The organism is Stenotrophomonas sp. 05L414_2 (assembly GCF_056397905.1).
On the sequence record NZ_JBFTOJ010000150.1, the window covers coordinates 1 to 10521 of the forward strand.

Annotated in this window: 5 protein-coding genes; 1 reads left to right on the plus strand and 4 read right to left on the minus strand. The window is 65.9% G+C overall.

The annotated features are described in order from the left end of the window. Positions 1 to 68: 68 nt before the first annotated feature. The 4 genes from AC1DJN_RS17425 to AC1DJN_RS17440 form a co-directional block, all read right to left on the minus strand. Positions 69 to 1064, minus strand: a complete 996-nt coding sequence (locus tag AC1DJN_RS17425) for a carbohydrate kinase family protein (RefSeq protein WP_313445406.1) — start codon at positions 1062 to 1064, stop codon at positions 69 to 71. A gap of 7 nt (positions 1065 to 1071) precedes the next feature. Beyond that, positions 1072 to 2385 carry an L-fucose:H+ symporter permease gene (gene fucP, locus AC1DJN_RS17430; RefSeq protein WP_025874796.1) on the minus strand — a complete coding sequence of 438 codons (1314 nt, stop codon included), beginning with the start codon at positions 2383 to 2385 and terminating at the stop codon, positions 1072 to 1074. A 75-nt stretch (positions 2386 to 2460) separates the two neighbouring features. Beyond that, the gene (locus AC1DJN_RS17435) at positions 2461 to 3510 is read right to left on the minus strand and encodes a LacI family DNA-binding transcriptional regulator (protein WP_478039602.1); all 1050 of its coding nucleotides are present in this window, start codon (positions 3508 to 3510) and stop codon (positions 2461 to 2463) included. A gap of 96 nt (positions 3511 to 3606) precedes the next feature. Then, on the minus strand, positions 3607 to 6081 hold the full coding sequence (locus AC1DJN_RS17440) for a GH92 family glycosyl hydrolase (protein ID WP_425513048.1): 2475 nt from the start codon (positions 6079 to 6081) through the stop codon (positions 3607 to 3609). 1187 nt (positions 6082 to 7268) lie between these two features. Between AC1DJN_RS17440 and AC1DJN_RS17445 the strand changes: the two genes are divergently transcribed. Further along, positions 7269 to 10346, plus strand: coding sequence for a TonB-dependent receptor (locus tag AC1DJN_RS17445; RefSeq protein WP_478039604.1), 3078 nt, complete (start codon positions 7269 to 7271; stop codon positions 10344 to 10346). Positions 10347 to 10521: the final 175 nt, after the last annotated feature.

A 10521-nucleotide genomic window follows, 5' to 3' on the forward strand; every position in this document is an offset into this window, starting at 1 on the left:
GTAGAACGCCATCGTGTCGGCGATGTGGGCGCGCAGGAACGCGGGGGAACGGAAATCGGGCGAGGTGCTCATGCGGGGAGATCCTGTAGCTGCAGCAGCTGCTGCACTTCATCGAACGAGGGCATCGCAGCGAACGCGCCCTTGCGGGTCACCGCCAGTGCGCCAACGGCGGCGCCGAAGCGCAGCGTGGCGGCGATCGCCTGCGGGTCCTGGCAGAACGCGGCAAAGCCCGCACCTGCCCCACCCCGCTCCAGCAGGCCAACCAGCACGCCGCCGACGAAGGCATCACCGGCAGCGGTGGTGTCCACGGTGGCGACGCGGAAACTGCTGACCTTGCCCTGCGTTTCACGGGTATACCAATGCAGCGTGGCGGCGCCGTCGGTGATGATCACCCAGCGTGCCTGCGCGGCCAGCAGGCGGCGCAGCACCAGCGCCTCGCCGTCATCGCCCAGCGGGGCGGCCAAGTAGTCCAGTTCCTCGCGCGACAGCTTGACCAGGTCGGCGCGCTCCAGCGCCTGCCACAGGCGCGGTGTCGGGTCGACATCGGCTGGCCACAGCGCCGGACGCAGGTTGAGATCCAGGCTGACCACCGCGCCGGCCGCACGCGCACGGTCCATGCCGGCGAACGTCGCTTCGGCGATGTCCGCTTCAGTCAGGCTGTTGGAACAGACGTGGAAACACTGCGCGCCATCGAAGCAGCCCGCGTGGAAATCGCTGTCACGGAACAGCAGGTCGGCCGCAGGCGGACGGTAGAAGCTGAAGCTGCGTTCGCCGCCCGCGTCCAGTGCAACGAAGGCCAGCGCGGTTTTGGCCGCGTCGGTGCGCACGATGTAGTCGGTGCCGACACCGTGTTCGCTCAGGCTCTCCGCCAGGAAGTCGCCGAACATGTCGCGGCCGAGCATGCCGACGAACTGGGTCTTCGCGCCCAGCCGCGCGGCGGCCACCGCGACGTTGGCCGGTGCACCTCCGGCGTACTGCAGGAACGCGCGCGGGGTATCGGCCGAGGCCGGCGGCTGCGCTAGTAGATCGATCAAAATTTCGCCGAAGCAGACGATGGAACCCATTTTCGACTCAGCCTCCCTGCGTGCCGGCAGCCGGCGCGCGCGCGCCGACCAGTCCGTAGAAAATGATGTAGCCGTAGCACAGCAGCGGCAGGATGAAGCTGGCCTGCACGCCGATGTGGTCAGCCAGGACGCCCTGCAGGTAAGGCACCACCGCGCCACCGACGATGGCCATGATCAGCAGGCTCGAACCCTTGCTGGTCAGCGGGCCCAGGCGCTCGATGCTGAGCGCGAAGATGGTCGGGAACATGATCGAATTGAACAGGCCGATCGCCACCACCGAGTACAGCGCGACATTGCCGGAGGTCATCATGGTCAGCGTCAGCAGGCCCACGTTGACCAGCGCGAAGATCGCCAGCAGGCGGCTCGGCGAGAAGCGCGCCAGCAGCGCCGAACCGGCGAAGCGACCGATCATCGCCATCGTCCAGTAGGCCGACACATAGTGGGTGGCTTCCTGCTCGCTGAAACCGCCGATGGTGGGCATCGACAGGTAGTTGACCAGGAAGCTGCCGATCGATACTTCAGCACCGACGTAGAAGAAGATGCCGAGCACGCCCAGCAGCAGGTGGCGCTTGCGCAGCGCATCCAGATAGCTGTGCTGATGCCCCTGGTCAGCCTGCTCGGTGGTGTCGTTCAGCGCCGGCAGGCGGAACAGGAACACGAACAGGGCCAGCAGCACCAGCGCCACGGCCAGGCCGACGTAAGGGCCCTGCACTGCGTGTGCCTCGGCGGTACGGTAGGCGAGCTGCTCGGCGGCCGGCAGCGCGGCGATCTGCTCGCCGCTCATGGCCGTGTTGGACAGGATCAGCATGCCGCCGAAGATCGGCGCGATGGCCGTACCCAGCGAGTTCAGCGCCTGCGCCAGGGTCAGGCGGCTGGAACTGGTCTGCTCCGGACCAAGCAGCGCGACATACGGGTTGGCCGCCACCTGCAGCACGGTGATGCCGGTGGCCAGCACGAACAATGCACCGAGGAAGGCGCCATAGACGCGCAGCTCAGCGGCCGGCCAGAAGCCCAGTGCACCGATGCCGGCGATCACCAGGCCGGCGACGATGCCCTTCTTGTAACCCAGCGCTGCAACCAGCCGCCCTGCCGGCAGCGACATCAGGAAGTAGGTGCCGAAGAAAGTGAACTGCACCAGCATTGCCTTGGCGTAGTTCAGCTCGAACACCGCCTTCAGATGCGGAATCAGGATGTCGTTGAGGCAGGTCAGGAAGCCCCACATGAAGAAGATGGTGGTGACCACGGCCAGCGCCTTGCCGTTGGTGACGGCAGGCTGGTTGCCCGGGGAACCCGATGGGCGGGGCGTTGCGGAGATCGGCATGCAGTACGCGCCTCGATGCGCGAAAGGTCGTTGGTGCGTGGAAGGGTGCAATCAGTTCAGGAGCGAAGCATCAATTCAATTCGGACGTGCGGCGCTGCTTTCGCGGATTCGCAACTGTACCGGGGCGACCGTGCGCCGTGGTGGCGCGTCCGGTTCCTCCAGCCGCTGCAGCAGCAGCGAGGCCGCCTGCCGCCCGCGTTCGCGCGGGTCGGCCGTCAGTGTGGTCAACGGCGGCACGGCAACCGACGCTTCGGAAATATCGTCGAAGCCGGTCACCGCGAAGTCACCGCCGGGACGGATGCCGCGCGAGTYCAGGCCCAGCATCAGGCCCAGCGCGACGGTGTCGTTGTAGCAGACCGCTGCGCTCGGCCGATGGCCGTCGACGAACAGTTCATCGGTGCGCGCGGCCGCTTCCAGGCGGTTGGGTGCAGATTCGATCATCCAGCCCGGCGGCAATGCCAGCCCGGCCTCGGCCAGGGCCTGCTGGAAACCGGCACGACGCTGGTGGCAGGAACTCGATGCCGCGTGGCCGCCGAAGAACGCAATCTGGCGATGGCCGCGCTCGATCAGGTGGCGGGTGGCCAGGTAGGCGCCATGCTGGTTGTCCAGGGTCAGGAAGTCCCAGTCGGCGCCCTCCAGTTCGCGGTTGAACAGCAGTACGTTGGCGTTGGCGCCCAGCACCTGCCGCAGCAGCGTGGCATCGCTGCCTTCGGCCGGCGACAGGATCAGGCCCGCAGGCGTGTGTTCCATCAATGTCGACAGCACCGCCTGCTGCCGCTCGGGCGACTCGCCGGTACTGCCGAGCAGGGTCACGTAGCCGCGCCCGCCCAGTGCCTCGTCCACACCGGAGGCGAATTCGGCGAAGAACGGGTTGGACAGATCGTTGATGACCAGGGCGATGCTGGAGGACGTGCGCCGCCGCAGGTTCGCTGCAGCGCGGTTATAGACGTAACGCTGGCGGCGCAGCTCAGCCTCGACCCGGGCGCGGGTATCGACGTTGACCAGCGGGCTGCCGCGCAGCACCAGCGACACGGTCGCGCGCGAAACGCCGATGGCACGGGCGATGTCGGTCACCGTCACCGCCTTGCCGGAACGCTTGCTGGAACTGTCGCTGTTGTCGTTCATCGTCTTCCCGCACTCCGATGGATGCTCAAGCCTAATGGATCGCGGCCCTGTCGTGCCGTGCCGTTCGCTGGGTTGCCTCGAACGGCACAGCCCGGCTCAGTGCAGCTGGCTGCCCGGTGCCGCGCACCAGGACACCGGCAGGTCCTTGACCGCCGTGCCCCAGCCCTCGGTCGGCGCCCGCCCGTCCAGCGCGAAGCGCAGCTTCGGGCCCTGCTGCAGCTGGCTCCAGCCCAGCCATACCGGGGCATGTGCCTGGCCGTCGACCTGCACGCCCTGCACGTACTGCAGGCGGCGGCCATCGGCGCCAGGTGCCTCGATACGCAGGGTGCGGCCATTGCCCAGCTCGACCTCGACCTTGGCAAAGCGCGGCGTATGCAGCAGGAACTCGCCGCTGCCCGGCACCGCCGGGTACACGCCGATCGCACTGAACAGGTACCAGGCCGACATCGTGCCGAGGTCATCGTTGCCGGTCACGCCGTTGGGTGCATTGGTGAACAGCTGCTGCGCTGCACGCACCACCGCTGCGGTCTTCCACGGCTGGCCGATCAGCGTGTACAGCCACGGCGAATGCAGGTCGGGCTCGTTGTTGGGGTTGTAGCGGAACTGGTTGTAATAGCTGTACGGCCCGACCACCCACTCCTTGCGGGCGGCATTGAGGGGGTCGGCCTGCAGAGCGTCCATGGCGAAGAAAGCATCCAGGCGGCGGCCGGCCTGTTCGCGGCCGTCCATCGCTTCGACCAGGCCCGGCACGTCCTGCTGCGCCAGCCACTGGTACTGCCACGCCGTGCCTTCATGGAAACCGTGATGCGAGCGCGGGCTGTAATGGCCATCGGCCGGTGTGTACCACTGGCCATCTTCGGTACGCGGGCGCGGGAAGCCGGTGAAGCCGGTCTCGGCGTCGCGCACCTGCGGGTCCCATACCTTGCGCCAGTTGCGGCCGCGCTCACGCAGGACCGCCGCATCCTGGGCATGGCCGAGCCCATCGGCCATCTGCGAAAGCGCGCAGTCGGCCAGTGCGTACTCCAGCGTTGCCGAACCACCATGGTGGGGATCGACATCCATGCCCTTGGACGGGAACGCACGGTCGTAGACCACGTAGCCCTTGTCCAGGTAGGTCGGGTTGCCGGAGCGACCGGCAGCACGCGAGTTCAGCGGCGGCGTACCGAACGCATTGCGGCGCAGCGCATCCCATGCCTGCCCTTCGCGGCCCTTGAGCGCACCGAAGCGCCACAGGTCGACCATGAAGGGGGTGACCGGATCGCCGGTCATGATGTTGGTCTCGAAGTTGGCATAGCCCCAGCGCGGCAGCCAGCCGCCCTGCTCATCGATCGCCAGCAGGCTGCGGCCGATGTCGCGCGCCACATCCGGGCGCGTCAGTGCCAGCCACTGGTTCTGTGCACGGTAGGTATCCCACAGCGAGAAGTACTCGTAGTAGGTCCAGCCATCGGCGCGATGGATGCCATCGTCGTAGCCGCGGTAACGGCCGTCGGCATCGCTGCCGGTGAGCGGCTGCAGCAGCGCGTGGTACAGCGCACTGTAGAACACGGTGCGGTCATCGCCATTGCCGCCCTGCACGCGCACGCGTGCCAGCTGCTCACGCCACGATTGCTGCGACAGCGCGCGCATGCGCTCGAAGCCCAGCAGCGCCCCGCCCTGCATGCCCTCGGCGCGCAGGTTGGTGCGCGCACCTTCGGCATCCACATGCGAAATCGCGCTGACGGCGGTGACCGACTGGCCCTTGGCCAGGTCGAAGCTGAGCCACGCGCCATTCGGCTTCTGCTCGCCTTCCATGCTGTGGCGCGCGCCCGGCAGGCCGCCGCCCTCGCCCCAGGTGCCATGCGCCTTGAACGGGCGGTCGAACTCAATGCGGAACCAGGTGGTGTACTGGTGCCCGCCGCAGAAACTCTTGGTGACCAGCTTGCCTTCCACCACGCGGTCACCCACCACATCGACCACGCTGCCGATCACCGAGTGGCGCTCGTTGGCCTGACCGACATTCACCAGCACGTGGCCATCGCCCTGGCGCTGGCTGAAGGTGTAACGCTCGGCAGCTGCGCGGGTGCGCGCGGTCGCTTCGGCGTCGATGCCGCCGTAGCTGGTCAGGCGCACCTTGTAGTAGCCGGCCTGGCCGATCTCACCGTCGTGGCTGTAGGCCGACGCATAGGTCTTGTGATTGAAGGCTTTCGCATCGGCGGTATCGAAGTCGCCGCCGGGGCCGATCGAACCGGTCACCGGCAGCACCGAGACCTGCCCACCCTGCTCCCAGCAACCGGCGCCGGACAGGAAGGAGTGGCCGAAGCCGCGGATCTTGTCGTCGTCGTAGCGCCAGCCCGAATAGTGGCTGCCGATCGGGCTGACCTGGATCAGGCCGAACGGTGCCGAAGCACCGGGGAAGGTGTTGCCGTCATCCTTGCTGCCGATGAAGGTATTGACCTCGCGCTCCAGCGCGGCCGGTGCGGCCTGCAGCCAGGGCGTCACCGCCAGTGCCAGCAGGCAGGCGATGCGGGCCAGGGGCCGATGGGACAATGCCGACAGGCGGCGGGCGGGACGACGGCGGGACAACCTGGTCACGGGCAGGACTCCTTGGCGGCAGGGCGGCAGCGAAGAACCGGCCGCACAGGCCGAGCCCTCGTTTCCATCGGTACAAATCCGCACCCCGGCGGATTTAGATCGATTCAAGTAGAGCATGGGAATTTCGCCCAATGCATTCTGCGGCGCAGCATGAGCGGGGGGCTTCGGCCGGGCTGCGCCCGGCACCCGCAGAGGCCGGAGCAACGGCGACGGCAACGGCAACAGCAACAGATGCATTCCGTGGGGTGGCGGGGTGTGCCCGGTTGCGGGGGACGCCGTAAACCCGTCCCTGGGGGCTTGGCCGCGGCATCCATGCCGCGGACACCCCCGCAACCGGACCCACCCCGCCTTCGACAGTTTTCGGCGATCTGTCGGAATCCTGGTGGGTGTCGACCTTGGTCGACGCGTAGATCCACGCCACGCGTGGATGCTGTTCGATGACTACCGAAATATTGATTTCGACGAATTTTATCCACGCAAGGCGTGGATGGATGTTCCTACCGATTTCGAAATCATCGATTGGATTTCATCCATGCATGGCATGGATCCACGTGTCGACCAAGGTCGACACCTACCAACAGCAGCGGGAATCTGTCGAAGGCGGGGTGGGTCCGGTTGCGGGGGCGTRAGCGCCATGGGCCCGAGGCATGCCTCGGGCGGGYTGGGCAGGACGCCCAACCCCGGWCTTGCCGTGTGCGCAGGACWGCGCACWCGAGCAAGGCGCGACCGAGCTTACATGGACGTACTTGCAGCGTCCCCCCGCAACCGGMCCCACCCCGCCATCCCGCAGGAAACCAGCTGTTGCTGTTGCAGTTGCTGTGCTGTTGCCCTGGCCTGAAGGCCTCTGCGGGTGCCGGGCGCAGCCCGGCCGGCCCACCCCGTCTGCGCATGTAAACGCTTACAGCATTTTTCCGAGAAGGGTCATTTGCACGACACGTCACTGCCATATTGCGCAGCAACATGCGTCGGCGCGTTGGCCGTGCTAAAAATCGCCCCGCCCATCGCTTAGATCGATCCAAGACGACATCGCGATGGCCCGGGAGTTGGGGAGCAGGACAGGACGTGTCAGGCCATCTGCCAGGCGCTCGTTGCATCTGCAGGGCGAAGGCAAGATCGGCATCACGAATTAGATCGATTCAAGTTTCCGCGTCAGTCAGTCACCGGATCAATCCAGGAGAGAGGGAGAGATGGCAATGAAGCATTCAACACGTACGCAGGGCCACGACGCGTTGTCGCTGGCCATCGCGCTGGCCCTGGCCGCCGCCGTCGCCCCGCTTGGCGCTTCCGCGCAGCAGGCGTCAGCTACGACCGGCACGCAGGACGCCACCACCCTGGACAGCGTCCAGGTCACCGGCTACCGCTACGCGATCGAAAAGAGCCTGCAGCAGAAGCGCGACGCCAACGCCGTGGTCGAAGTGATCACCGCCGAGGACGTTGGCAAGTTCCCCGACAAGAACGTGGCCGACGCGCTGCAGCGCGTGCCCGGCGTGGTCATCACCCGCAGCGGTGGCGAAGGCAAGTCGGTCAGCGTGCGCGGCCTCGCGCCCGACCTGACCCTGACCCAGTTGAACGGCAACTACGTCGCCTCGTCGGAAACCAACAACGAAGCTACCCGCTCGTTCAACTACACCCTGCTGCCGTCGAACATGCTGTCCAGCGCCGAGCTGTTCAAGTCGCCGGAAGCGCGCATCGACGAAGGCGGCATCGGCGGCACGGTCATCCTGCACACGCGCCGCCCGCTGGAGATGGAAGCCAACTCCGGCTACGTCAACCTGGAAGGCACGTCGTCCGATACCAGCCACGACGTCGACCCGCAGGTGTCGGCGCTGTACTCCTGGCACAGCAAGGACGAGCGCTTCGGCGTGCTGGTCGGCGTGACCCAGCAGAAGCGCACCAGCCGCACCATGGAGACCAGCACAGAGGACTACCAGTGGTACGGCAACAACACCACCGCGCGCGATGCCAACGGCAACCTGCTGGAACAGGATGGCATCCACTACTGGTGGGGCCAATCCGGTTTCAACAACCAGACCGGCACGAACTACAGCGAATTCTTCATGCCGACCTCGGTGAACTTCGCGGTGAAGGAAGAGAAGCGCGAGCGCAAGGGCGGCCAGCTGACTTTCCAGTTCAAGCCGATCGACAACCTGACCCTGACCGCGAACTACTTCCGCTTCGAACTGCAGGGTGACTACACCCAGAACATGCTGAAGGTGCCGGAGTGGAACCTGGCCCGCTACAACGGCGATGGCAACTGGGCCGGTGGGCGCCTGCTCAACGGGCTGAGCTTCGATCCCAGTGGCAGCATCGTCACCGGCGCGCAGTACGAAAAGCTTGCCGGCAAGACCTATTACTGCAGCGAAGACCAGGCCGCCGCAGCTGGCCTGCCGCCGGGTGGCTGGGGTCCGGATGACTGCACCATCCCCACCCCGCAGCTGACCGGTGGCTACAGCAAGGAAAAGGCGCTTTCGCAGACGGCCGATCTGACCGTCGACTGGGACATCAGCCCGCTGTGGAAGGCCAGCTTCACCGGCGGCCGCACCTGGTCCAAGGGTGGCCCGTCGATGAATTTCCGCATGTCGGCCAAGCCCCGCCGCAAGGTCGGTGACCAGTGGCAGGCGGGCAACCAATACACCGCGTGGGACCTGACCGGCACGCCGTCGCTGACCGTCTCGCCGGACATCCAGCAGCAGCTGATGGCCGGCATCGCCGAGGTCGATACCGGCTCCACCGATTCGTCGTGGATGCAGACCGAGGTCAAGCAGAACTACTTCCAGGCCGACGTCACCAAGATGTTCGAAGCCGGCTGGCTGGATTCCATCCAGTTCGGCGCCAAGTACCGCGACGGCCAGGTGCACCGCAATACCGGCAACACCTACTGGGTCTGCCAGGGCCTGRACCCGGTCGACTATGACAACAATCGTTACCAGGCCGGTTGCGATCCGACCGCAGGCAATGCGCAGCCGGGCTTCTTCCTGTCCAACCCGATCAACAACATCGCCGGTGGCTTCAATGCCAACGTGTTCCCCGGCATCAACTACCCGGCCTACATCGACTACCTCAACCAGACCTACGGTGGCTCGCACAACCGTACCGAGGAAGACTTCGTCTACGACGTCAACGAGAAGATCTACTCGGGTTACTTCCAGGCCAACTTCCGCACTGATCGCGTGCGCGGCAACGTCGGCGTGCGCGTGGTGCGCACCAAGCAGTTCGCCCAGTCCAGCGATTCGGTCGAGCGCTTCAACGACTACTTCGTGGACAACGCCGCGGGTGCGCCGATGAGCTGCGATGACCCGGCTGCCGATCCGAACCTGCGTTGCCAGGGCGGCTTCGTGCGTCTGCCGGACAACCAGGTGCGCGACAAGGTCTATACCCTCAGCTCGCTGGAAAAGACCTATACGGACTTCCTGCCGAGCTTCAACATCGCCTGGGACATCACCGACAACCTGGTGCTGCGCGGTGCCGCGTCGAAGGTAATCGCGCGCCCGGGCTACACCAGCATCGCCTATCCGGGCGGCCTGCAGTACATCAGCCAGGAATACAGCAATGATCGTCGGGTCGCTGGCGGCACCGACACCCCCGGCTGGTACGGCTCGGGCAGCAACAAGGCACTGGAGCCGTTCAAGGCGGTGCAGTTCGACCTTGGCCTGGAGTGGTACTTCAAGCCGGGTTCGGTTGCAGGCGTGGCGTTGTTCCGCAAGAACGTGGACAACTTCACCGTGCCGGTCGTGCGCGACCAGCAGATGAGCGTCGGTGGTGAAACGGTGGTGGTGCAGAAGTACAGCACCGAAGCCAACGGCCGTGACGGCGTCTCGCAGGGCGTGGAGCTGTATGGCCAGTACACCTTCGCCTTCGGTCTGGGCGTGCAGGCCAACTACACCTACAACGACACCAACCTGGCCTCGATCGTGCTTGATGGCGAAGAGATCGGTTCGTCACCGCTGGTCGGCAGCGCCAAGAACCAGGCCAACGTCACCGTGTTCTACGAGAACGAGAAGTTCCTGGCCCGTGCCTCGTACAACCGTCGTGGCGAAGTGGTGGGCGGCCTCAACAACGGCCTGACCACCTACACCAAGCCGTACAGCCAGCTGGATCTGAACGTGGCCTACAACCTCACGCCGGACTGGACCGTCACCGCAGCAGTGCTGAACGCCACCAAGTCCGAGCTGCGCAGCTACATCGGCAACGACAGCCAGGCCCGCCTGCTGTCCAACCTGTATGCCGGGCGCCAGCTGTACTTCGGCGTGAACTGGAAGTTCTAAGGCATTACCCCCGCCTGCGGGCGGGGACGATCCTCCACGGCAGCCGCGCTGGTACAGGTGGCTGCCGTTTTTCGTGGGCCCTGCGCCGCGGGAGCGCTTGACCCTGCCATCGTTGCAAGGTGCACACTGCCTCCACCCCCAAGTGCATCGAAGGAGCTACAGATGGAATTCCATG